Origin of the sequence: Vibrio jasicida CAIM 1864 = LMG 25398, assembly GCF_000400365.1 — a bacterium.
GTDB lineage: Bacteria > Pseudomonadota > Gammaproteobacteria > Enterobacterales > Vibrionaceae > Vibrio > Vibrio jasicida.
Map to the genome: position 1 here is coordinate 1 of NZ_BAOG01000238.1, position 507 is coordinate 507.

A 507-nucleotide genomic window follows, 5' to 3' on the forward strand; every position below is an offset into this window, starting at 1 on the left:
TGCCGGTAAAAGCAGGCTCTGCTACCAAGCCGATACCTGGATATCAGGTCGAAATTCTCAACGAAATGGGCATGCCAGTAGGTGCAAACCAACAAGGTTTTGTGGCTCTGAAGCGCCCATTACCACCAAGCTGCCTACCGACTGTCTGGCGCAACCATGATCGTTTTGAAACAGGTTATCTAAGTCAATTCCCGGGTTACTACGTATCGGGAGATGGCGGTTACCTAGATGAAGATGGTTATCTGTTTATCATGGGGCGTATTGATGACGTAATTAACGTCGCAGGTCACCGTCTGTCTACTGGCGAGATGGAAGAAATCGTTGGTGGTCACCCTGCGATTGCGGAATGTGCGGTAGTCGGTATCCATGATGAGTTAAAAGGACAGCTACCACTTGGGTTCGTGGTTCTAAAAGATGGCGTGAAGATTGATGATCTAACGCTAGAAGGTGAGTTGGTGGGTAAAGTACGCAACGAGATTGGCGCTGTGGCTTGCTTTAAACATGCGC

Annotated in this window: 1 protein-coding gene; it reads left to right on the forward strand. The window is 48.9% G+C overall.

The features are described 5' to 3' along the window. Positions 1 to 507: AMP-binding enzyme (locus tag VJL_RS27195; RefSeq protein ID WP_038882478.1), on the forward strand; the 507-nt coding region annotated here is incomplete at both ends.